This window comes from Rhodanobacter sp. C01, assembly GCF_002001045.1.
In the GTDB taxonomy this organism is placed as follows: Bacteria; Pseudomonadota; Gammaproteobacteria; order Xanthomonadales; family Rhodanobacteraceae; genus Rhodanobacter.
In genome coordinates this window covers 324,419-346,579 of record NZ_MUNR01000011.1, presented here as the reverse complement: position 1 = coordinate 346,579, position 22,161 = coordinate 324,419, and the positions used below count along the sequence as shown (strand labels likewise).

Here is a 22,161-nt window from a genome sequence, read left to right as displayed (position 1 = left end):
ACTCCCCTCAGGCAGCTTTGAGTTGAGGAGCGGGCGCGACCACGCAGGCGCGCCACGCGGGCAGCAGGCCGGCGATCAGGCTGGAAACCAGCGCGACCACGAAGGTGAACAGAAACATCGACAGGTCCAGATGCGCGAGGCTGGCGTACTGCGCGGGCTGGTGGCGGATGCCCCACAAGCCCAGCTCGGCGAAGCCCAGACCCAGCACGCCGCCGGCCACGCCAACGATGCCGGCCTCGACCATGAACTGCGCGAAGATCGCGCCGCGCGAAGCGCCCAACGCACGGCGCACGCCGATCTCGCGCGAGCGGCGCAGGCACTTGGCCAACAAGAGGCCCACCGTGTTCACCACGCAGATCAGCAGGAAGCCGAATGCCAGTCCGGCCTGCAGGCGCACGTCATCGGGCACCACCTGTTCGTTGTGCAGCCATGACATGAGGTCCGACAAGGCCACCCTGGACAGCTGGAAACGCCCCAGCGCAACCTGCTGCTGCGCGTAGTTGCCCAGGAACAGCTTATAGGCCGACGCCTCGTCGGTACTGGACAATTGCACCCACAAGCCCAGCCAGATGCTTGGGGCGGTCTCCAGATGCTGCATGTCGGACCCCGGCCCGTACGACATGACCGTGCTCGGCGTCATGCCGTCGGCGCGCGCGCTGAGCAAGGGCATGAACACCGCGTCGCCCATGCCGTAATTGCGCCCGCTCAGATGTAGCGCATAGAAGCGCGGCTGCGGCGCCCACGGCCGCAGCACGCCGATGATGCGGAAATCACGATCGTCGATGTGGATCGTACGCCCCACGCTGTTCGCTCCTCCGAACAGCTTGTCGTTGAGGAAACCTGCGATTACCACTACCTGCTCACGGCTTTCATCGTCCGCCGAAGCCCAGCCGGCGCCGTACTGGAATGGCGCGTCGAACATCGGAAAGAAGTCGGCCGTGGTCATCACGCCATGTGCATAAAACGGCTTCCCGTCCTGTGCCTGCGGCGTCACCTTGACCTCCGACATCGCCATCACCGCCTGCCGCTCCGCCTTGCGGGCATGCAGCAGATTCATGGCATCGACGTAGCTCATGAGCCACGGCAACTTTTTTCCGCTGCGCGAGAAAGGCTGGTCCTTCGGATAGGGATCGAGCTGCGGATAGAACAATTGCGTGCTCTTCTGCGGCAGCGGATCGCCCGACAGCAGCTTGAGCACGGTCAGCGTGGTTATCGTGGCGCCTATGCCAAGTGCCAGCGCCAGCACCATCAATGTGGTGAGCACCTTGTTGCGCCTGAGGCTGTGCAGGGCTAGATCGAGATAGTAGGCGAACATGGTTGATCCTATGCGTTGTAGCGCAGGCTCTTCCCAAGCGCCGGGAGGAGCAATATTTCAAACATCACACCGACCGCGTTGCCACTACCGGCGGCACCGCCGCCGCACGCAGCGCCGGACCGAGCACGGCCAGCTGACCCAGTCCCCACAAGATCAAGGCACCGATCGGCAGGTAATACAGCGGCAGCCGCGGCAATTCGTAGTGCTTCATCAACAGCAGGTTCAGCGCGAACGCCAGCAACATGCCCAGCACGATGCCGAATGTGACGATCAGGAAATTCTCGGTCTGGAAATAATTCAGGATGTCGGCGCGGGTGGCGCCAATCGCGCGACGGATGCCGATCTGCTTGCGTCGCTGCGCCACCCAGAAGCTGACCAGGCCCACGATGCCCAGTGCCGTCACCAGCAGCAACGCGATGATCACCCCCACCAGCATGCCGACCATGGCGCGATCCTGGCGAAAACTGTCTGTGCGAAGGTCACTCAGAGTTTTGCTGCCCTCCTCGTCGAATACGGCATCCGGGGCGATCTTCGCAATGGTCGTGCGGGCATCGCGCAATACGCGGGATATGTCCTTCGGATCGGCGCGCAACAGATAACTGCCGGCGAGGTATTTGCCGGGAAGTGCCGGCACGAAGATCGACCAATCCTTGCTGTCTCCCTGCCAGTTGGATGGGTCTGGCCGGACCAGATGATCGATGACGCCCACCACGCGGTAATGCCACTTGTCCAGCCAGAAGTCCTTGCCCAGTGGATCGGTACCCGGCCATAAATGCTCAGCGAGTGAACGGGTGATCTGTACGGATGCATCGGTCGGCATCAGGCCTTCGAAAGTCCGAAAATCATCCACTTGGGGGGCACGACCCGACGTCACATGCAGGCCCAAAGCCTGCATGCTGCCCGGACCACCGACGTAGAACTCGACCACCCCGCCAAAGTGCTGGCCCGCCATATCCAGCGTGATACCCGCGGTACCTCGGCGTGCACCGAACGGGATGGAGTTCAACACGCTAACCGACTGCATGCCGGGAATACTGCGCAGGCCAGCCAGAACACGCGCATTCAGATCGACTGCATGACTGTCCTCATAACCAGTCAACTGCACCGTTGCCAGTGCGGTTTCGTCCACGCCGCTCACCACGTGCAGCAGCGCGACCCTGTTGGCAATCAGGAAGCAGGCGTTGCACAGCACTGCACAGGCAAGTGCGATTTCCAGCGCAACCAGCATGGTGGCAAGACGATGGCGTCGCAATGCAGCAAGAATGGGGCGAATTTGCATGCTCGTGCTCCCTTACAGTGTCTTCAACTGCAGCGCGGGCGCAATGCGACTCGCTCGCAGCGCCGGCAATGCACCAGCCAGCAGGCTGACCATGATGGCCAGCACGAACGTGGCGAAAAACATCGGAGCATCCAGATGCGCGAGATCCGCATACGCGGATGGTTGCCGACGCACCAGCCACAGCCCGGTCAGCGTGAGCAACCACCCACCGATGCCGCCGAGCAGACCGATCAGGCCAGCTTCGACCAGACATTGCGCGAATACCGCCCTGCGGCTGGCGCCCAGCGCCCGACGCACACCGATCTCACCGCTGCGACGAAGAAATTTCGCCAGCAACAGGCCGACCGTGTTGAACAAACAGATGGCCAGAAAGGCGAATGCCAACCAGGTTTGCAGGTGCACGTCACTGGGCACGACATGATTGAAGTCCAGCCATTGCATCAGCGAGCGCAGGCGGGTGTTGTCGGCATGGGTGATACGACCTAGCGCCTTCTGCTGCGCGGCATAACCCGCCAGGAAGCTGCGATAGTCAGCTACCTTCGCGGCACCGCCCAGTTCAACCCACAGCCTGATCCATACGCATGGCGCATTCTGCAGATGCCCCGGCGTGTCAGGCATATGCCAGCAGGTGAATTGCCAGAAGTTGCCATCGTTGATCTCGAGACCACTGGTGAAGGGCGTAAACACATCCTCCGGCTTGGTATAGAAATCGTCCGTCTGGCCGTTTGCGAAGCGTCCGCCCGCCACCATGTAGAACTGCGGCGAGGGTCGCCATGGCTTCAGTACGCCAACGATGCGCACGTCGGTATCGCGCAGGCGAAGCGTGTGTCCCACACTGTTCGTGCCGCCGAACAATTTGTTGTTGAGATCGGCCGAGATCACGGCCACGCGCGCGTGCTTCGCATCGTCATCCGCACTCCAGCCGCTGCCGTACTGAAATGGCACGTCGAACATCGGGAAGAAATCCGATGTAGTGGAAAGCATCATCTCCATCAGCGGCGGCAAGTTCACTTCCGGCGCATGCACCTTGAGCTTGCTATCCACGACGAGTGTCTGCCGATCCGCGCGATGCGCACTCCAGAGATCCACTGCCGAGCGATAGTCCATCACGTCCAGTGGCTCGGCGTGGCTGTAATCGTTGGTCGGATCAGCATCCACCTGTGGATAGAACAACGTACCGCTCCTGCCCGGCAGCGGATCACCAGACAGCAGATGCATCACCGTCAACGTGGTCATGCTGGCACCGATGCCGACCGCAATGGCAAGCACCATCAGTGCCGTAAGCACCTTGTTGCGCTTCAGGCTGCGCACCGCCAGATCCAGGTAATAGGCAAACATGCATCAAGCTCCCTTCACGGAATGCATCACACTGACCTTGTCGCCACCACCGGTGGCACCGCCGCAGCGCGCAGCGCAGGGCCTAGTACGGCGAGCTGGCCGATCAGCCACAGCAGTACCGCGCCCACCGGGAAATAGATGCCCGGCAGCCGCGGCAATTCGTAGTGGCTCATCAGGAACAGGTTGACGCCGTAGGCCAGCACCATGCCCAGCGCGATACCGAACGTGGCCAGCACGAAATTCTCGGTCTGGAAGTAGTGCAGGATGTTGCCGCGGGTGGCGCCCAGCGCGCGGCGCACGCCGATAGTTCGGCGGCGCTGCGCCACCCAGAAACTGGCCAGCCCGACGATGCCCAGTGCGGTGACGATCAGCAGCGCCACGATCACCCCGACCAGCATGCCGGCCATCGCACGGTCGTCCTGGAAAAACTTCCGGCGTACTTCGTCGAAGCTGCGCTGCATGGTCACCACACGCTGCGGGTCGACTTTCTTCAGTGCGACCAGCGCGGCGGCCAGCACGTTCGCGCGATCTTCCGGTCGCGCGCGGATCAGGTAGCTCAGATCCTTGTCCGCCCCCATGCGCAACGGCACGACCATGCTGTATTGCGCCTTGGCCTGGTCGTAGGCATTGGGCCGCGCCAGGCTGTCCAGCACACCAACCACGCGCAGGCCCACCGTGGGCGTGAGATAGATGATGCGGCCCAGCGGGTTCTGTCCCGGCCACAGCCGTTCGGCCAGAGTCTGGGTGATCAAGGTCACATGCGGCAGGCTCTTGCTGTCACCTGTACTGAGCCCCTTCAATGCCGCCTCCACATCGACAAAGTCATCGGACTGCAGATCGCGCCCGGACACCAGCCGCGGACCCAATGTCTGCACCAGGTTTTCACCGAAGTAGGTGGTGGCGTTGAGCGTGCGTTCGGGTTGCGCCGGATCCAGCCGGATATTGCCGTTCGACGACGAGTTGCCAAACGGCACTTCGTTGGACGAAGCCACCGAGAGCACGCCAGGCACCTGCCTGAGTGCTGCCATATCCTCTGCCAGGCGGGCATAGGGATTGGATGGTGAGGTCACATCGGCCACCTGGATCTGCAGTAGTTCGTGTTCGGCCACGCCACTTGGCATGTCCATGCGCTGCAGGCGCTGGCCGATCAGGAACACCGCATTGCAGACGATGGCGCAGGTCAGCGCGATTTCTAGGATCAGCAGCCAGGAAGTCAGCTTGTGTCGGCGCAGCGTGGAAAGGATCGGAAGAATGTCCATGGCTCGCCTCAGTTGCTCTTCAGTTGCAGGGCAGGCGCAATCTGGCAGGCGCGCCAGGCGGGCAGCAGGCCGGCCAGCAGCGTGGCGCATACTGCCAGCACGAAGGTGATGAACAACATGCTCAGGTCCAGGTGCGCCAGCGCGGCATAGTCCGAAGGCCGCTGCCGCACCAGCCACAAGCCGAACATCGCCAGCAGCAAACCACCGCAGCCACCGACCAGACCGACCACGCCGGATTCGATCAGCAACTGCGCGAACAGCGCTCGCCGCGACGCCCCCAGCGCGCGACGTACACCCAACTCGGCCGCACGGCGCATGAACTTGGCCAGCATCAGTCCCACCGTGTTGACCAGGCACACCAGCAGGAAGCCGAACGCCAGCCCGTTCTGCAGGCGCACGTCGTCGGGCACGACCATCTGGTAGTCGAGCCACTGCATCACGTTACGCAGGCGCACGTTCGGTGCACGCTGGAAACGGCCCAGCGTCTTCTGATCCTGTGAGTAGTGCGTCAGGAATTCCTTGTACGCGACTGCTTTCGCGGGACTGTCCAGTTGCACCCAGAACTGCAGCCACACGCACTCATCCGATGGCAGGATGTTGTCAGTACCGCCACCACCGTTCCCCCAGCAATCATTGGAGCCGCTGCGACTCAGGTGCAGATCAAGCATCGTCTGCAACGGCACGAACACCTGCTCGCTGTAGGCGTAGGAACCCGTGTTGAGATCATAGAAATGCGGGTTCGGCTGCCAGCTGTCCAGTACGCCCACGATGCGGAAAGAGGTACCCGCCATGCGCAGTGTGCGACCCACGCTGTTCTCTCCGGCAAACAGCTTGTCGTTGAGCGCTTTTGCAATCACCACCTGGCGCGCCTTGGCGTCGCCATCCGCTTCGGTCCAGCCGCGGCCGTACAGGAACGGTGCGTCGAACATCACGAAGAAATCCGCCGTGGTGTAACGCGCGTCGACGTAGAACGGATCAAGCGAAGACTGTTCGGGCTGGAGTGGCACCGATCCGCCGGCCATCAGCGCCTGATGATCCGCGCGCACGGCATGCAGCAGGTTCAGACCATCGATCAGGGTGACCTGATCCGGCGGCTCCTTGCTTGGGGACATGCCCTTGATGTCCTGTGGGTCGACCTGCGGGTAGTACAGCTGCGCGCTCTTGCCCGGCAACGGATCGCCGGACAGCACATGCAGCACGGTCAGCGTGGTCATGCTGGCGCCGATGCCCAGCGCGATCGCCAGCACCATCAGCGCCGTGAGCGCCTTGTTGCGCCTGAGACTGCGCAGAGCCAGATCCAGATAGTAGATAAACATGCTCGGACTCCCCTTGCATCCCGCCTCCCGCAAAAGGAGGCGGGTCCAAAATCAAACTGCCCGTGTCGCCACCACCGGCGGCACGTTGGAAGCGCGCCGGGCTGGTACGAACACCGCAGCCTGCCCCAATGCCAGTACCGCCAGCACGCCGACAAGCACATAGATCACCGGCATGCGGTCCATCTCGAAGTGGGTGATCAACCACAGATTGAGACCGATCGCGAGCAGGATGCCGATCACGGCGCCAATGCCGGCAATCAGCAGGTTCTCGAGCTGGAAGTAATGCAGGATGTCGATCTTGCGTGCACCCAATGCGCGCCGCACGCCGATCTGCCGCTGTCGCTGACCGACCCAGAAGCTGGTAAGACCAACAATGCCGGCGGCCGTGATGCTGAGCAGAATCAGGCAGACCACGCTCATCAGTATCGCCATCCCCAGGTCGGCTCGATAAGCATCGGCACGGATATCCACGAAAGAGCGCACACCTTGCTCATCATCGATCACGCGCATGGGATTGACCGCATACAGTGCGGGCCGTACGGCGCGCATCGCCGCTTCCAGTCGCCCCGGTTTTGCACGCACCACGGTGCGCGAGAAATTCGCATCCTGCCGGACCGGGAACAGGGCCGAATACCAAGTGAGGCTGCTGCCTGCGGTATCGACTGCGCTCTGCAGTCGCGCGACCACGCCGACAACGGTGGTTGGCGTGCCGCTGCTGTCGAGATAGATCACCTTGCCGACGGCGTCGCCCTGCGGAAACAGTTTGTCTGCCACCGGTTTGGTGACGATCGCGAGCACTGGCTCGCCCTGGTCGCGCATTGGCTTGTGCTGGACATCGGCGGCGGTAAATGCACGACCCGCGACCAGCTTGAGGCCGAGGGTCGACAACGCCTGCTCGTCGCCATAGTAGTAATTCGCGTCTATGGTGTCCTTTTGCTGCAGGGGCTTCAGCCCGATCCCTCCGACCGAGCCGGAACGAAGCAATGGCAGCGAACGGATCGGCGCCGCCGAAGCCACGTCCGGCAGGTTGCGCAAGGTGGCCAGATCCGTTTGCTGCATGCTGTCGAGCTTTTCCAGGCCACCCGGATCATCGGCACTGGGCGCACTCACCCACTGCTGTGTGATCAGGAACAGGTCGTTCTCTTCGTGCATGCCAGTGGGCTGGCTCACCCGCTCGATACGCTGGCCGATGATGAAGATCGCATTGCAGATGATCGCAAGGGTCAGCGCGATCTGCAGCGCGATCAGCACCACGCCAGCCTTGTGCTTGTGCAAGGCCGCGATGATCGGATGCACGGTCATGCCGTGCACCGTGGAGCCTGTTCAAGGAAATAACCGTACATGCATCCATTACTCCTGCACATGAAACCCACTTCTGTCAGTGACAGAAGAGAGAAGGGTTGTCATCAAACTGCCCGTGTCGCCACCACCGGCGGCACGTTGGAAGCGCGCCGGGCCGGCACGAAGACCGCGGCCTGCCCGATCGCCAGCATCGCGAGCACGCCGGTCAGCACATACAACGCCGGAATGCGCGTCATTTCGTAATGCGTCATCAGCCAGATGTTGAGACCCACAGCGAGCAGCACGCCCAGCACCACGCCGACGCCGGCAATCAGCAGATTCTCGATCTGGAAGTAGTGCAGGATGTCGATCTTGCGGGCGCCGAGGGCACGCCGCACGCCGATCTGCCGATGGCGCTGGCCGACCCAGAAACTGGTGAGCCCGACGATGCCGGCTGCGGTGACGCAGAGCAGGATCAGGCAGACCACGCCCATCAGGATCGCCATGCCGACATCGGCCCGGTAGGCACTGGCGCGGATGTCGGCGAAGGACTTGACGCTGTCGTCGTCGAGCACGCGCATCGGGTTCACCCCATACAGTGTGGCCGGCACGGCACGCATCGCGGCATCGAGCCGGCCGGGCTTGGCCCGCACCACGTATCGCGCGAAGTTCGAATCCAGTCGCGTCGGCACCAGGGTCGAATACCAGGTGAAATCATTGCCCCAGCTGCCGCTGGCTGGTATCTGCATGCGCTCGACCACGCCGATGATGGTGCTCGGCGAGCTGCTGCCATCCGAGTAGATCACCTTGCCTACCGCGCTGCCCTGCGGGAACAGCTTGTCGGCAAGCGCCTTGGTGACGATGATGACTGGACGGTCGCGCTGATCGCGGGCGCCCTGGTGCTGCACGTCTGCGGCAGTAAACGCGCGTCCGGCGACCAGGCGCAAACCCAGCGCGGGGAACACCTGATCGTCTGTGAAGTAATACGCCGTACGCGTGCCGCTCTTGTCGCCTAGTTGCTGCCCGGGCTTGATCGACACCGAGCCCGTCCACGAGGAATTGAGCAACGGTATCGAATTGCTCGGCGCCACCGAGGCCACGTCGGGCAGGTTGCGCAATGCGGCGAGGTCTTCGCGCTGCATCACGTCGAGTTTTTCCACGCCAGCAGGATCGTCCCCGCCGGGCGCACCCACCCATTGCTGGGAGATCAGGAACAGATTGTTTTCGTCGAGGCCGGTCGGCCGGTTCACTCGTTCGATACGCTGGCCGATGATGAACACCGCATTGCAGACGATCGCCAGGGTCAGCGCGATCTGCAGCGAGATGAGGACGACACCGGCCTTGTGCTTGCGCAATGCCGCAAGAATGGGATGCATTGTCATGAGGGTTTCCTCAATTACTCTTGAGCTGCCACGCGGGTTGCACACGTGAAGCACGGAAAGTGGGATAGAGCCCGGCCAGCGTGGTCGCGATGACAGCCACCAGCAAGGTGATCAGCAGCAGTGAGATGTCCACCCGTGCCAGCGCGGCGATGTCCTTCGGCAATACCCAACCCACGCTGGCCACACCGACACCGGTCAGCAACAGGCCCAGCACGCCGCCGGCCAGGCCGATCATGCCGGCCTCGACAAGGAACTGCGCATAGATCGCCATGCGCGGCGCCCCGAGTGCGCGCCGCACGCCGATCTCGCTGCTGCGACGCAGGAATTTCGCAAGCAGCAGGCCCGCGGTATTGACCAGGCATGCGAGCAGCAAGCCCAGTGCCACCAGCAGCGACACCTTGGTATCACTGGGCACCACGTGCTGGTTGTCCAGCCACGCCGGCAGGTCGCGTAGACGGTTATTCGGCGCCCAGCCAAAGCGACCGGACTGCTGCGCGTCGTGCGCATAGCCATCGAGATACTGCTTGTAGGCGATTACCGCCGCCGCGTCGTCCAGCTCGGCCATGTAGGCGATCCACACGCAGGCGGAATGTTGCAGGCCGACGAAGCCCGATTCAGTCGGTACCGCGTTGCAATTGGTATTGCCGTCGTTGGGAATGCCTACCGAGATGGCCCGCTGGAACGGCAGGAACACATCCTCGACACCGGTGGAGAACCCACCGCTGTTGACCACATCGAAGAAACGCGGCTGCGGATTCCAGTCGTTCAGCACGCCAACCACACGATAATCCTTGCCCTCGACGTTGACGGTCTTGCCCACGCTGTTGCTGCCGCCGAACAGCTTCTGGTTGAGCTTGCTGCTGATCACCACCACCGCGGCGCGCTGTGTGTCGTCGTCGGTGCTCCAGCCGCTGCCGTACAGGAACGGCACATCCAGCATCGGGAAGAACTCGCTGTACACCGCGTGGCCGCTGACATTGATCGGATGCTTGCTGGCATCCGCCGGCACGATCGACGGGGAAATCTGGTACATCGCCGACTGCAGCCTGGCACGGTGATCACGCATCAGGGTGACCGCATCGTTGTAGTCCATCGCATCCGGTGGCTCGCCATCGCTGCCGCGCCCGTTCGGCCCCCACATGTCGATCTGCGGCACGAACAGCTTCGACGACTTCCACGGAATCGGATCCCCGGATACCGCACGGAACACCGAGTATGTGGTCATCGATGCCGCCACGCCGAACGCGATCGTCAGCACCATCAGTGCGGTCAGTCCGGGGCTGCGCTTCAGGCTGCGCAGGGCCAGTTCCAGGTAGTAGGTGAACATATCAAGGAGCTCCATCGATTGAACCGACTGACACTCTCAGCGGTGATTTCTTTTGTCGTCATTCCGGCACGAACCGGAATGACATCGCTTTTTCTTCAGACGCTCACACCGAACGCGTTGCCTCCACCGGCGACACATGCGAGGCGCGCAACGCCGGCGCCAGCACCGCGCCCTGACCGAGCAGCAGGAGCATGACCACACCAGCCAGCACATAGGCCAGCGGCAGCCGCGACATCTCGACGTGCGCGATCATCCAGAGGTTGATGACCAGTGCCAGCACCGCGCCGATCAGCACACCCATCGCCCCGATCAGCAGGTTCTCGGTGAGGAAATAGTTGAGGATGTCGTTACGCGTCGCGCCCAGCGCACGGCGAATGCCGATCTGCCTGCGCCGCTGACCAACCCAGAAGCTGGTGAGGCCCACGATGCCCGCGGCGGTGATCGCCAGCAGCACCACGCTGATGATGCCCATCAGGATCGCCATGCCGCGGTCGCTGTCATAGGCACGTTCGCGCACCTGGGCAAAGCTCAGTACGCCATTCTTGGGGTCGATGATGCGCATGCGGTTCTGCGTGTACAGCGCCGCGGGTGCCTCGCGCATCGCGGCAGCCAGCTGGCCCGGTTTGGCACGCACGATGTAGATGATGCCTCGTGGCATGTCCAGGCGTTGCGGCCACAGCATCGACTGATAGGCATAACTGTCAGACCAGGCATCGATGCCTTGCCGCTGCAAACGATCAACTACACCGATAATGGTGCTGGGCGTCGATGTCATCGCATAGAGCGGCTTGCCCAGTGCCGAACCGTCCGGATACAGACGTTCGGCCAGCGCCCTGGTCACGATGACCACCGGCGAAACCGAGTACTGATGCAGTCCGACGCTGTTGACTTCGTCAGCCCTGAAATTACGCCCGGCGACCAGCTGCAGACCCAGCGTGTCGATCAGATGCTCGTCACCCAGATAGACGGCCGCATCTGTGGTCTTCTCCGTCTGATCCGGTGTCAGCGTGATGAAGTCGTCCCAGCCGCTGCCCTCCAAAGGGTAGGCATTGGAAGGCGACGCATCCCGCACACCGGGCAATTGCCGCAATGCGACGAGGTCAGCCCGGATCTGCGCATCGATCTGCGGGTTGGACGTCTGGCCTGCCCACTGGTTCTCGATCACGAACAAGTTGGCTTCATCGACGCCGGTGGGTTCGGACAGATGTGCCAGTCGCTGGTGAATGATGAACAGCGCGTTGCACACGATCGCCAGGGTCAGCGCGATCTGCAGCGCGATCAGCACGGTGCCGGCCTTGTGACGGCGCAGTGCGGCGAGGATGGGTTTGATATGCATGTTCAGGGCCCTCCTCTAGTTGGACTTCAGTTGCCAGGCTGGCTGAACCTTCGCAGCACGCCAGGCGGGATAGAACGCCGCTGCCACGGTGGCGAGGATGGCCACGACCAGGGTCAGTCCCACCAGCGAGAGGTCCAGATGCGCCAGCCGCGCGATCTCAGGGGGGAACAACAGGCCCACGCCGGACACACCCAACGCGGTGAACAACAGGCCCAGCACGCCGCCGGCGAGACCTACCGTGGCCGCTTCGATCAGGTATTGCGTGTAGATCTCCCGGCGCGAGGCGCCCAGCGCGCGACGCACACCGATCTCGTTCGCGCGGCGCAGGAACTTGGCCAGCAACAGACCGATGGTGTTGACCAGGCAGATCGCGAAGAATCCAAGCGAGACCAGCAGCGCGATGCTGCTCTCCGACGGCACCACGTGTTCGTAGTCGAGCCACTGCATCACGTCGCGCAGACGCACGTTGGGCGCCCAGGCAAAGCGCCCGGCCCGCTGCTGGTCGGCGGCATAGGCTTCGAGGAAACTGCGGTAGCGGGCAACCTCCGCCGCACTGTCCAGTTCCACCCACGGGCTGACCCAGACGCAATTGCTCTGCAGCCAGTCGTTGCGGTTCGTGAAGGTCAGCGAGCCGCGGCAGCTGTTGTTGCCTGCCGTATCAATCTGCAGATCCAGCGCACGGGTAAACGGCAGGTAGAAATCGGTGGGATCGGAGAACGGGCCGCTGCCGCCGAACAACGCGAAGAAGCGCGGCCGCGGGTTCCAGTGTCCGGTCACGCCGACGACACGGTAATCGTGTCCTTCCAGGGTAACTTCACGCCCCACGCTATTGGCACCGTCAAACAGCTTCTGATTGAACTCCGCACTGAGCACCACCACCGCTTCGCGTCCCTGGTCGTCGGCCGTGTTCCAGCCGCTGCCATACAGGAACGGCACCTCGAACATCGGAAAGAAGTCGCCATACACTGCATAGCCGTTCGCCGCGATCGGCAGACTGCGGTCACCACCAGGCAATACCGACAGTTGCACCGGATACAGCAGCGTCTGTCGCTTCGCCTCGTGCGTGCGCATCAGGGCCATGGCGTCAACATAGTTCAGCGCTTCGGGCGGCTCGCCCTTGAGGTTCTGCTGCGGTCCCCAGCTGTCAACCTGCGGCGTGAACAGCTGCGCGGACTTGTCCGGAATCGGGTTGCCCGACACCGCCCTGAACACCGACCAGGTGATCATCGACGCAGCCACGCCGAAACCGATCGCCATCACCATCAGTGCGGTGAGCGCAGGATTGCGCCGCAGGCTGCGCAGACCCAGTTCAAGGTAGTAGCCAAACATGGCTCATGCCTCCGCGTGGGTGCCGATATTCAGCGCGCAATGCGTTGCTGGATGGACTGGTCTTCATTGCAGCAACCGGTTGATGTCTTCCAGGTCGTGGATGTCCACACTGCCCGCCACCTGCTTGAGCAGCAGCTTGTTGAGGATGAACTGGTGACGCACGACGATGTATTCGGTCTGCACGTTCGCCAGCTGCTCGATCGCGAACACCACGTTGGTGAGGCTCTGCGTGCCGATCTCGTAGCCGGCGCGCATTGACGCCAGCGACTTGCGGCCCGCTTCCACCGACGTGCGCGCCGCTTCCACCTGTTCGATGCCGTCCATCACCAGGTTGTAGTAGTTGCTGGCATCACGCGCGGCCTGCCGGCGCTGACTCTCCAGCGTGCCCTGGTCCTCGTCGCGCTGGGCAATCGCCTGGCGCACCTGCGACTGGGTAAGGCCACCACTGAAGATCGGCACATTCAGCGTCAGCCCGATGGTGGTCACGCCCGGTCCGTAGGAGGCCGCACCCGGCACCGCGCTGGACCAGGTGCCGAATTTTCCGTATTGCACGGTGGCGTTTAGCGTGGGCAGGTGTCCGGCGCGTGCCGCCGAAACCTTGTGTTCGTCGGCCGTCACTGTGTAGCGCGCGGCAAGGATGGTGGGATTGCTCTCCATCGCGGCGTCGACCCAGGCTTTGGCGTCGGCCGGCACAGGCGCCTGCATGGGCAGGTCTTCGCGCAGCTTCTTCAAGGTGCCGGTCGGCTTGCCGGTGATCTGCTCCAGGCCGTGCTGCGCATCCTTCAAGATGTCCTGCGCGGTGATCCGCTCGGATTTGATATAGAGGTAGTAAGCCTGCGACTGGCTCACGTCGGCCGCCATGGCCAGACCATTCTTGAAGCGCGTGCTGGACTGGTCGAACTCCTGCTTGTAGGCGTCCTCGTAGGAGCGATAGACATCCAGGTTGTCCTGTGCGACCAGCACATTGAAGTAGGCCGTGCAGACACGCGCGTAGAGGTTCTGCAACGCCGCCTGGTAGGTCTGGTCGCCCGAATCCCTGGTGGCCCGTGCCGCCTGGAGGCTGGCGATGGCGGACAGGTTGATGATGGGCTGGCTGAGCGTGCCGCTGAGGTCACGCTCGCGCGTGTAGCCGGTCGCGCCGGTGTCCACGATATTGCCATTGGAGCTTGTCACGGAGCCGTTTCCACCGCGGATCTGCTCCAGCCCCAGGCCCACCGACAGCTGCGGCAGCAGGGCCGAGCGCGCCTGTGGCACGTTCTCGGCCACCACCAGGCGCGCCGCATCGGCGGTACTCAGCACCGGATCATTCGCGATGGCCTGCTGGTAGGCATCCATCAGGTCCTCGGCATGGCCCGGCAACGGCGCCAGGACCATGCAAAGCAGCAGTGGCAACAACTTCACTCGCATGAAAGGTTCTCGCAGTCGATGAGTGGCTCGGCGTACACGGTTGCCTCAGCCCGAATGGGCTTCGCTGTGCAACTGCGCGGCGGCGTGGAAACGCGGGTCTTCGGACAGCTCCACCACCTGGCCGTCGATGATGTGCACGTTGCGCTGGGCGCGTGCGGCCAGTTCCGGATCGTGCGTGACCATCACGATGGTGGCGCCTTCGCGATGGATGTCCTCGAGCAGTTCGAGCACGCTGCGCGCCATCTGCGTATCCAGGTTGCCGGTCGGTTCATCCGCCAGCAGCAGGCGCGGCGAACCGGCCAGCGCACGGGCAATCGCCACGCGCTGTTGCTGACCACCGGACAGTTCGGCCGGGTAATGCTTGGCGCGCGACGCGAGACCGACGCGCTCGAGCGACTCCATGATGCGCTGCTTGCGCTCGGCGGCCTTCATGCCGCGATAGCGCAACGGCACTTCGATGTTGTCGAACACGTTGAGGTCGGGAATCAGGTTGAAGGCCTGGAAGATGAAGCCGATCTTCTCGTTGCGGATCTTCGAGCGGGCGTTGTCATTGAGGTTGCTCACCTCGATGCCGTCGAGGTGGTACTCGCCACCGCTGAAGGTTTCCAGCAGACCGGCGATGGTCAGGAAAGTGGTCTTGCCGGAACCGGACGGACCGGTGACGGCGACGAACTCGCCTTCCTTCACGTCGATGTTGAAATCGCGCAGCGCATAGGTCTCCACCACTTCAGTGCGGTAGACCTTGGACAGGTGGGTCATCTTCAGCATGGTTGTTCCTCGGTGGTTGGAATCGGAAATCGGGAAAACGCCGATCTGGTGTCACTGCACAAATCAGTTGCTGATCGCGACCGTCTGTGCGTTCTTGAAGCTGTCAGTACCCGAGATGACGATGCGGTCGCCTTCCTTCAGGCCATCGAGAATCTCCACCTTGTCGATGCTGCTGGCACCGACGCGGATCGGGGTCTTGGTGGCGATGCCGTTGCGCACCACGTAGGCATAGCTGCCGCCGGATTCGTCGACGAACGAGCCGCGCTGCACGGTCAGCACGTTGTCGCGCTTGTCCAGCAGCACGCGCACGGACAGGCGCTGGTTCTGGCGCAACTGCTTCGGGGTCTGGCCGTCGAAGCGCAGCCGCGCCGCCACTTCGCCATTGACGACTTCGGGCGAGATTGCGCTGACCAGACCCTTCCAGACATTGCCGTTGCCGCTGATCTCGCCGGACATGCCGATGCCGAGGTCGCGGGCGAAGCTCTCGGGCACCTGCATCTCCACCTGCAGCGCGGACAGGTCGATCACGCTGAGCAACTGGGCATCCTTCGCGACGGTGGCGCGTTCGGCGATGAACAGCTGGCCGACCTGGCCATCCACCGGCGACTTCACGTTGAGGTCGTCGACCTGGCGTTGCAGGTCCTGCACCACCAGCATCTGGTTGTCATGGGCCAGTTTCTTCGACTGGATGTTGAACTTCAGGCTGTCGTTGTTCATGCCCAGATCGGACTGGGCATGCGCCAGCGTGATGCGCGCCTTTTCCAGCACATCCTTGGCCTGGTCGACCTCGATGCCCTTGGCCGCGCCTGCGGCGAACGCCTTCTGCGTGCGGTCCAGCGTGGTTGCCGCACTCTTCTCGTCGATCTGCGCGTTGTCGTACGCCTTCTGCAGATCGCTGCGCTTGGTGCGTGCATCGACCTGCGCCTGCAGATAGTCGACCTGCATCGCATCGGCCTTGGACTGCTCCTGTGCCAGCTTGTTGTGCAGCTCCGGGCTGTCGACCACGGCGAGCACCTGCCCCTTCTTCACCGTGTCGCCTGCATGCACCTGCAGCGTCACTGCGCCACCGTAGGTGGCGTACAAGGTGGGACTGACCGCCGCAACCACCTTGCCTTCGGCAGCGATGTCGCGCACGAACGGACCACGTTCAACGGTGGCAAACGCCAGCCGAGAACTGCTGACCGAAGCGGATGCGGAAAACAGCCTGCCAATGCCCGGGGCCAGCCATGCCAGCAGTCCCAGCACGGCAATGCCGACGCCCAGCAGGATCAGCCGGCGCTTGCGGTTGGGTTTGACCTCGACTATGCGGTCTTGTGCAGAAGTATCGCGAATCATCATGCCGTTCCTGGCCGCGGACAGCGCGGTTGCACAGAGGTCTTTGCAATCCGTATGCCAGCCATGAATCATCGTGGATATCACAATATTTTCAATAACTTGACCTGACTGTCTCAAGCAGATCGAGTGTCCGCGGACAATCCACGGACAAACGGACAGGACACCGCAGGCGGTCACGACCGCTGGTCCGGAAATCGCCGCATGGCAGGCGTCCTTGCCAGCCACACATATCCGCGCTTAACGTTCCGCAAGTTCAATGACTGGACGCTCCATCGTGCGCAACTCATGGATTACCCGCCGCCGCTCGCTGATGCTGCTTTTGATGACCTTGTCGCTCCTGCTCGGCAGCGCATGCAGCGCACAGGCCACGGATGCCTTCGTGGTGATTTCCGGGGGAGGCAATCCGGCCAGCAACCACTATTCGCAATATCTGCAGGCACGCGCCTATGTGACTTATCTGCGTGCGCACTATCCGCACAAGTCGATCTGGACGTTCTTTGGTGCGGGCAACCAGAGCGGGAAGCCCCCTGTGCTGTTTGATGTCGAGCAGACCGGCAAGGACGAGAAAGGCCGCGACATCACCACCTGGATGGCCGGCGCGCTACCGGACAATCGGCCTGCCCGGCACGATGAGATCGCACGCGCCTTCCGCGACGAGATTCTTCCCGCGGTCAAGCAGGGCGGCACGCTTTATCTGTTCGTCGGCGACCACGGCGGCCCCTCGGCAGACTCGCCCGGCGAAAGCATCATCAGCTTGTGGGGCTGGAACCGTGATCCGACCATTCCCTACGGCTGGCGCGACTACCGCTACTCGGAAACCCTGGGCGTCGCCGAACTTCGCCGCTGGCTGTCTGCGGGCCTCGGCCGAGGATGGGTGGTATTCGTCATGAGCCAGTGCTTCTCGGGTGGCTTCCACTACCTGGGTCTGCCACGCGAAGAAGCCGCCGACCCGGCGTGGTTCGCCAAGCCGCCCGGCTGGGCCCGCCCGGTCAGCCATCCCTCGAGGTTGCCAACCACCGCAGGCTTCACCGCGACGGACGATCAATCCTTCGCCTCGGGCTGTACGTCCGATGTGTCGGCGGATCGATGGGCAGGCTATGAGCGTTACATGCCGGAAAACCTGACCGGCCTGGACGTATTCACCCTCAAGCCCGGCAAGCTGCCGATGCGTGCATCGTTTTACGACGCTCACGTACAGGCCGTACAGGTCGATCAGACAATCGACAAACCACGCTCGACCTCGGAGCAATACCTTGCGGACTGGGCGCAGACGATCGAACGCATGGAGCGTGCGCCCGACGTTGCCGCCACGGTCAAGCCAGCGCTGGCGCATTTCCGACAGGCGATGGACGGTGCAGCTCCGCAGATCGCCGATGCGGCGCTGCAGGCGCGCGCCGAGGAATTTCGCCACTACGCGGAACGCATGATGCAGGCCAATCCGAACCTGAAAGATCTGCTCCATGCCCCGCAGAGTGGACTCGAATCAGCGATACGACCGCAGCCAACGCGCTCACCCAGTAGTCGTGCACGTAGATATCCCGACGGCGATACCAACGCGGAGATGAACGATCAGATGCTGATTGGCAGTCTCTGGGGCAAGACGATCGAGCCGGCATGGCAGCACGCGCTCAGCATAGGCGAGTTGTCGAAACTGCCCGCGCCAGTGCAGGCGTACGAGCGCGACCTGGCGAATTTCCGGGAAGCAGCCACAGCAGCGCGGAGCATGGGCGATGAGTCCGCGACCAACCCGGCCAGCGCGATCGATCCGGATTTGTTCGCCTACTACGAAAGCGGCTATGCCGACCCGGCGACCTTCGATCCGGCGCGGGCAAAAGTTATCGCCAGCTGGGACGGCCGTCGCTATCAGGCGATCCTGGCCTGGGCGAAAAAATCCGCCGACGAAAAAGTCAGAGCCGCCGCCATCGTCGTGCTGGGTTTGATGCCAGACTCCTCATCCGATAGCGATGAAGATGAAACAGCACCCGCGCAGGCAGGCAAGCAGCCACCGCCGAAACCGCCAAGGCCCGGCCGCGACATTGCGGCGGCGCGCCTGCTGCTGTATCGGCGGGTATTGGCAAGCTGGCAGTTTTTGCTGGAAATGAAGCATAAGCCTGCACTGGAGCAACTTGCCGCGCTCATCGAACTCGAGCGCACGCCGTTGCCTGCACCCGCACCATAAGGCCCGGCATGCCGATTGCTGCTGCGTCGCCCGATCCGGCGCCGCGCCGGATCGGGCGAGGCGCCATCATTACGCTGCTCCCTGCAACACGATCGCTTCGGCCTGAGCAATCCTTTTCGCCATCTGCCGTCCCAGATTTGAAATTGCCTGCGGTTGCGCTGCTTCCAGCACGCTCAAGCCGGCCAGTTCACGATGACGGAAGGAAACCAGACGTGCCTCGCCCGGTTGGAAGCTGCGATACCCATGCAGCAGCATGGTCGGCGCTTCCATGTCGGCCAATTGCAGCAAGGCGTCCCATGCCAGGTAGTCCGTGTCGGGCAGCAAATGCAGGCGCGCATGCAGCTGGCCCTGGTCGTCCATACATTCCAGCCATTCGCGCGGGCCATCCTCGGTAATCGCGCTGGCCGCGGCAAGCGAACGGGTTAACAGCAAGGGCGCCAGCTCACGATGTGCCAGCAGAACACCGCTGATGCAGGACTCCGTGGCCAGCGCGGTCGGTCGCCTGGGCACGTAAAGCACGCAACCGAGCAAGGGCAACTGGCGTACCAACCGCTCTGGCGACATGCACAACCACCGGCGCTGTGCTGGCACAGCGCGGCAGGAATGGCAGATCAGCGACGACGTTGAAGTGAACCAACCAAACACAGGCACCTCCGAGACGGAGCCCGGCTGGCGCCCGTCAGGCAGCGCTGGCGAAAGGCAGTAGGGAAAGCACAAGCAAGACGGACATCTATCGCGCATGCGACCTCTTTAGTCCGCCCGCATGGCGCATTTACTTGGTCAGGATCAGCTTGTCGTTGCGGGTCAGCCGCAGGTGGTACTCGCCACCCTGGTGCTGGATCACCAGCTCGCGGCCACCAGCCAGCAGCGACTGGCTGGTGACATGCCGCGTGGCCGCTGCGATGCCCGGCGCGGATGCGGACCGGCGCCGTGCTGCCAGAGCTTGCAATGATGGGGTCAGCGAGAGAACAGACGTCGACATGGCGGATTCCGCAGGAAGTGGGCGACGTTCAAATAATAATGATTCTCATTTAACTGTCAACCATCCCGTGCGATGCCCTGCTCCAGCCGCTCAATCCGCAGCGCCGACCACCTGCAGGATGCGCCGCGCGATGCCGGCGTCCAGCCGTGGCAAAAGATCCAGCGCCGCCAGGTTCTGCTCCAGTTGTTCGCGCCGGCTGGCCCCGAGCATCACCGTCGAAACATGCTCGTTGAGCAGGCACCAGGCAATCGCCAGCTGCGCCATGCTGACGCCGAGCTCGTCGGCGATCAGCTGCAGGGCACGCACCTTGTCGATGCGTTCGCTGCCATGACCCAGCACACTTTCGCGCAGCCATTCGTAGCCCGGCTGGGTCAACCGCGAATCGGCCGGCACGCCGTCGTTGTACTTGCCGCTGAGCAAGCCCGACGCCAGCGGCGACCAGATCGTGGTGCCCATGCCATAGGCGGCATACAGCGGTGCATATTCCACTTCGACCCGCGAGCGATGCAGCAGGTTGTACTCCGGCTGTTCCATCACCGGCGCGTACAGGTGATTCTCCCGGGCGATCCGATGCGCCTCGTGTATTGCCTCGGCTGGCCATTCGCTGGTGCCCCAGTACAGCACCTTGCCCTGACGAATCAGCGTATCCATCGCCGCCACGGTTTCCTCGATCGGCGTATCCGGATCGGGACGATGACAGAAATACAGATCCAGATAGTCGACACGCAAACGTTGCAATGCCTGCGTACAGGCCTCCATCACGTGCTTGCGCGACAGCCCGCGCTGGGTCGGCAGCGGTTTGTCGTACGCGCCGAAGAACACCTTGCTGGAGACACAGTAACTGTCGCGCGGAAAACGCAGATCGGCCAGCACATCGCCCATCACCTGTTCGGCCACGCCGTTGTTGTAGGTCTCGGCATTGTCGAAGAAGTTCACCCCGCGATCATGCGCCAGCGCGAGCAGGTCGCGTGCCTGGCTGCGTCCTACCTGCTTGCCGAAGGTGACCCAGGCGCCAAACGACAACGCGGAAAGTTGCAGGCCGCTACGGCCAAGACGACGGTAAAGCATGGGGCTGCTCCGATGACGGGGAAGACAGCCAGCATGCCAACAGTTGCGTCGCCACGTCCAATCCTTGCGCTGAAGGCAGCTGTCGCTGCCTACGCATCGGCGTAGTCTTGGGTTTTCTCTCGCGCCGGAGTCCGTCATGTCCTCGATCAAAGGCTGGGCCGTCAGCGCCGCCGGTCGACCCCTCGCACTGACCACGTTCGACGTGGGTCCGCTCGGGGCCGAGGAAGTCGAAGTGGCGGTGGACTACTGCGGTATCTGTCATTCTGACCTGTCGATGATCCACAACGAATGGGGCAATGCACGCTACCCGTTCATTCCCGGCCATGAGGCGATCGGCCGGGTCACCGCGCTGGGCGCACAGGCGAAGGGATTGAGCATCGGCCAGCGCGTCGGCATCGGCTGGACTGCCGAGAGCTGCATGCACTGTCGCCAGTGCCTGTCCGGCGACCAGAACCTGTGCGCATCGTCGGTCGCCACGATCGGCGGCCACCATGGCGGTTTCGCCGACAAGATGCGTGCGCACTGGGCGTGGACGATTCCGCTCCCCGACGGCATCGACCTGGCCAGCGCCGGTCCGTTACTGTGCGGCGGCATCACCGTGTTCAAGCCCTTCCTTGCTTACGACATCAAGCCCACGGCACGGGTCGGCGTGGTCGGCATCGGCGGCCTCGGCCACATGGCCATCAAGTTCGCCGCGGCATGGGGTTGCGAGGTCACGGCATTCACTTCCACCGCCGCCAAGGCCGACGAGGCACGCGGCTTCGGTGCGCATCACGTCGTGGCCAGCCGCGACTCAGCCGCAATCAAGGCGATCGCCGGCACGCTCGACCTGCTGTTGGTGACTGTGAACGTACCGATGGATTGGAACGCGCTGCTCGCCACGCTGGCGCCAAAGGGCCGCATGCATGTGGTCGGCGCCGTGCTGGAACCGATCCCGGTGCCCGCGTTCTCGCTGATCGTCGGCCAGCGCGACATCTCCGGCTCACCCACCGGCTCGCCGGTGGATATCGCCACCATGCTGGCCTTCGCTGCCCGTCATGACATCCGCCCACAGGTGGAAATGTTCCCGATGGCCAAGGTCAACGAGGCACTGGCCCATCTGGAAGCCGGCAAAGCGCGTTACCGCATCGTGCTGGACGCTGCTCGCTGAGCGCAGCGAGCAGCGCCTCTTCGTGCAGAAAACATTGCGCCCGCTACGAAACGGAGCGCAACCATTGATTGAAAAAGCCAGAAGCCAAGTCTCGTATTCCTTGCTGCTGT

The 22,161-nt window shown here is 63.0% G+C and carries 18 protein-coding genes; 2 read left to right on the top strand and 16 right to left on the bottom strand.

Features of this window, described 5'->3' with window-relative positions; genetic code table 11:
* Positions 1–7: 7 nt before the first annotated feature.
* The 13 genes from B0E50_RS10755 to B0E50_RS10695 form a co-directional block, all read right to left on the bottom strand.
* A complete protein-coding gene (locus tag B0E50_RS10755) occupies positions 8–1,315 on the bottom strand; it encodes an ABC transporter permease (protein WP_077441187.1) in 1,308 nt (435 codons plus the stop codon).
* 64 nt (positions 1,316–1,379) lie between these two features.
* Positions 1,380–2,594 carry an FtsX-like permease family protein gene (locus tag B0E50_RS10750; RefSeq protein ID WP_077441186.1) on the bottom strand — a complete coding sequence of 405 codons (1,215 nt, stop codon included), beginning with the start codon at positions 2,592–2,594 and terminating at the stop codon, positions 1,380–1,382.
* A gap of 12 nt (positions 2,595–2,606) precedes the next feature.
* Entirely contained in the window at positions 2,607–3,932 is a 1,326-nt protein-coding gene (locus B0E50_RS10745; RefSeq protein ID WP_077441185.1) for an ABC transporter permease, read from the bottom strand.
* Between the two features lie 26 nt (positions 3,933–3,958).
* Positions 3,959–5,191 (bottom strand): FtsX-like permease family protein, encoded by a 1,233-nt coding sequence (locus B0E50_RS10740; protein ID WP_077441184.1) that lies wholly within the window; start codon positions 5,189–5,191, stop codon positions 3,959–3,961.
* Positions 5,192–5,199: 8 nt separating this feature from the next.
* A complete protein-coding gene (locus B0E50_RS10735) occupies positions 5,200–6,507 on the bottom strand; it encodes an ABC transporter permease (RefSeq protein ID WP_077441183.1) in 1,308 nt (435 codons plus the stop codon).
* 51 nt (positions 6,508–6,558) lie between these two features.
* Positions 6,559–7,809 carry an ABC transporter permease gene (locus B0E50_RS10730; RefSeq protein WP_077441182.1) on the bottom strand — a complete coding sequence of 417 codons (1,251 nt, stop codon included), beginning with the start codon at positions 7,807–7,809 and terminating at the stop codon, positions 6,559–6,561.
* 104 nt (positions 7,810–7,913) lie between these two features.
* Positions 7,914–9,170, bottom strand: coding sequence for an ABC transporter permease (locus B0E50_RS10725; RefSeq protein WP_077441181.1), 1,257 nt, complete (start codon positions 9,168–9,170; stop codon positions 7,914–7,916).
* A gap of 10 nt (positions 9,171–9,180) precedes the next feature.
* Positions 9,181–10,497 carry an ABC transporter permease gene (locus B0E50_RS10720; protein WP_077441180.1) on the bottom strand — a complete coding sequence of 439 codons (1,317 nt, stop codon included), beginning with the start codon at positions 10,495–10,497 and terminating at the stop codon, positions 9,181–9,183.
* A gap of 103 nt (positions 10,498–10,600) precedes the next feature.
* Positions 10,601–11,839, bottom strand: coding sequence for an FtsX-like permease family protein (locus tag B0E50_RS10715; RefSeq protein WP_077441179.1), 1,239 nt, complete (start codon positions 11,837–11,839; stop codon positions 10,601–10,603).
* A 9-nt stretch (positions 11,840–11,848) separates the two neighbouring features.
* Positions 11,849–13,162 carry an ABC transporter permease gene (locus B0E50_RS10710; protein WP_077441178.1) on the bottom strand — a complete coding sequence of 438 codons (1,314 nt, stop codon included), beginning with the start codon at positions 13,160–13,162 and terminating at the stop codon, positions 11,849–11,851.
* Positions 13,163–13,225: 63 nt separating this feature from the next.
* The gene (locus B0E50_RS10705) at positions 13,226–14,569 is read right to left on the bottom strand and encodes a TolC family outer membrane protein (protein WP_077441177.1); all 1,344 of its coding nucleotides are present in this window, start codon (positions 14,567–14,569) and stop codon (positions 13,226–13,228) included.
* A 45-nt stretch (positions 14,570–14,614) separates the two neighbouring features.
* Positions 14,615–15,337 (bottom strand): ABC transporter ATP-binding protein, encoded by a 723-nt coding sequence (locus tag B0E50_RS10700; protein WP_077441176.1) that lies wholly within the window; start codon positions 15,335–15,337, stop codon positions 14,615–14,617.
* A gap of 63 nt (positions 15,338–15,400) precedes the next feature.
* Positions 15,401–16,672, bottom strand: a complete 1,272-nt coding sequence (locus B0E50_RS10695) for an efflux RND transporter periplasmic adaptor subunit (RefSeq protein WP_077441366.1) — start codon at positions 16,670–16,672, stop codon at positions 15,401–15,403.
* Positions 16,673–16,928: 256 nt separating this feature from the next.
* Between B0E50_RS10695 and B0E50_RS10690 the strand changes: the two genes are divergently transcribed.
* Positions 16,929–18,851 (top strand): hypothetical protein, encoded by a 1,923-nt coding sequence (locus tag B0E50_RS10690; RefSeq protein ID WP_139350836.1) that lies wholly within the window; start codon positions 16,929–16,931, stop codon positions 18,849–18,851.
* Positions 18,852–18,920: 69 nt separating this feature from the next.
* On the opposite strand, the gene B0E50_RS10685 is transcribed toward B0E50_RS10690, so the two are convergent.
* The 3 genes from B0E50_RS10685 to B0E50_RS10675 all read right to left on the bottom strand — a co-directional run bounded on the left by B0E50_RS10685 (position 18,921) and on the right by B0E50_RS10675 (position 20,901).
* Positions 18,921–19,415 (bottom strand): hypothetical protein, encoded by a 495-nt coding sequence (locus B0E50_RS10685; protein WP_139350835.1) that lies wholly within the window; start codon positions 19,413–19,415, stop codon positions 18,921–18,923.
* 208 nt (positions 19,416–19,623) lie between these two features.
* Complete coding sequence (locus B0E50_RS10680; protein ID WP_077441173.1) at positions 19,624–19,833, bottom strand: hemin uptake protein HemP; 210 nt, start codon at positions 19,831–19,833, stop codon at positions 19,624–19,626.
* A 90-nt stretch (positions 19,834–19,923) separates the two neighbouring features.
* Positions 19,924–20,901: an aldo/keto reductase gene (locus B0E50_RS10675; RefSeq protein ID WP_077441172.1), complete on the bottom strand. Its 978-nt coding sequence runs from the start codon at positions 20,899–20,901 to the stop codon at positions 19,924–19,926.
* Positions 20,902–21,037: 136 nt separating this feature from the next.
* Here B0E50_RS10675 and B0E50_RS10670 point away from each other — a divergent pair, with 136 nt between their 5' ends.
* Positions 21,038–22,051, top strand: coding sequence for an NAD(P)-dependent alcohol dehydrogenase (locus B0E50_RS10670; protein ID WP_077441171.1), 1,014 nt, complete (start codon positions 21,038–21,040; stop codon positions 22,049–22,051).
* Positions 22,052–22,161: the final 110 nt, after the last annotated feature.

Bases quoted from the DNA above. Each gene is read 5' to 3' on its own strand.
- B0E50_RS10755 (WP_077441187.1), bottom strand. From the start codon at position 1,315: ATGTTCGCCTACTATCTCGATCTAGCCCTGCACAGCCTCAGGCGCAAC.
- B0E50_RS10750 (WP_077441186.1), bottom strand. From the start codon at position 2,594: ATGCAAATTCGCCCCATTCTTGCTGCATTGCGACGCCATCGTCTTGCC.
- B0E50_RS10745 (WP_077441185.1), bottom strand. From the start codon at position 3,932: ATGTTTGCCTATTACCTGGATCTGGCGGTGCGCAGCCTGAAGCGCAAC.
- B0E50_RS10740 (WP_077441184.1), bottom strand. From the start codon at position 5,191: ATGGACATTCTTCCGATCCTTTCCACGCTGCGCCGACACAAGCTGACT.
- B0E50_RS10735 (WP_077441183.1), bottom strand. From the start codon at position 6,507: ATGTTTATCTACTATCTGGATCTGGCTCTGCGCAGTCTCAGGCGCAAC.
- B0E50_RS10730 (WP_077441182.1), bottom strand. From the start codon at position 7,809: ATGACCGTGCATCCGATCATCGCGGCCTTGCACAAGCACAAGGCTGGC.
- B0E50_RS10725 (WP_077441181.1), bottom strand. From the start codon at position 9,170: ATGACAATGCATCCCATTCTTGCGGCATTGCGCAAGCACAAGGCCGGT.
- B0E50_RS10720 (WP_077441180.1), bottom strand. From the start codon at position 10,497: ATGTTCACCTACTACCTGGAACTGGCCCTGCGCAGCCTGAAGCGCAGC.
- B0E50_RS10710 (WP_077441178.1), bottom strand. From the start codon at position 13,162: ATGTTTGGCTACTACCTTGAACTGGGTCTGCGCAGCCTGCGGCGCAAT.
- B0E50_RS10705 (WP_077441177.1), bottom strand. From the start codon at position 14,569: ATGCGAGTGAAGTTGTTGCCACTGCTGCTTTGCATGGTCCTGGCGCCG.
- B0E50_RS10700 (WP_077441176.1), bottom strand. From the start codon at position 15,337: ATGCTGAAGATGACCCACCTGTCCAAGGTCTACCGCACTGAAGTGGTG.
- B0E50_RS10695 (WP_077441366.1), bottom strand. From the start codon at position 16,672: ATGATTCGCGATACTTCTGCACAAGACCGCATAGTCGAGGTCAAACCC.
- B0E50_RS10690 (WP_139350836.1), top strand. From the start codon at position 16,929: ATGACTGGACGCTCCATCGTGCGCAACTCATGGATTACCCGCCGCCGC.
- B0E50_RS10685 (WP_139350835.1), bottom strand. From the start codon at position 19,415: ATGTCGCCAGAGCGGTTGGTACGCCAGTTGCCCTTGCTCGGTTGCGTG.
- B0E50_RS10680 (WP_077441173.1), bottom strand. From the start codon at position 19,833: ATGTCGACGTCTGTTCTCTCGCTGACCCCATCATTGCAAGCTCTGGCA.
- B0E50_RS10675 (WP_077441172.1), bottom strand. From the start codon at position 20,901: ATGCTTTACCGTCGTCTTGGCCGTAGCGGCCTGCAACTTTCCGCGTTG.
- B0E50_RS10670 (WP_077441171.1), top strand. From the start codon at position 21,038: ATGTCCTCGATCAAAGGCTGGGCCGTCAGCGCCGCCGGTCGACCCCTC.